We start from the raw sequence: 363 nt of genomic DNA, 5'->3' as shown, positions 1-363 counted from the left end.
GAGGTTTGGCTCTGCCTGAGCGGTGGCCGCGGCCAAGCCCACTGAACTAAGCGCGAAGGTAGCTGCTACGACTCCCTCAATGACTGTGCGGTACATGGCTGCTCCCCGTCAATGCCACGCCCACCGCGCGGCTATTGCAGCAATTTCAGGCCCTGGGCGTCGCTACCGATCACAACTTCTCGGTGAGGACAGAGGTGCACTAGCTCTCGCGGACCAGCTCGATCGCCCGGCCCAGCGTCGCCAGCTTGGCCTCCAGGGTGTCGCCGGCGGGATAGAGCCGCACCGTGTTGACGCCGGCGTCGCGCCAGACCGCGAGCCGCTCGCGGACCATCTGCTCGGTCCCGATCAGCGTGGTGCCCAGCA

General features: G+C 66.7%; 1 pseudogene. It reads right to left on the bottom strand.

Annotation, left to right across the window (positions count from 1 at the left end):
• Nucleotides 1-199: 199 nt before the first annotated feature.
• Nucleotides 200-363 (bottom strand): annotated as a pseudogene (locus ACZY0B_RS27940) (F420-dependent methylene-tetrahydromethanopterin reductase); the annotation flags it as partial.

Source organism: Mycobacterium sp. IDUB_19, from assembly GCF_055419445.1.
This window is presented reverse-complemented; position numbering and strand designations above follow the sequence as displayed.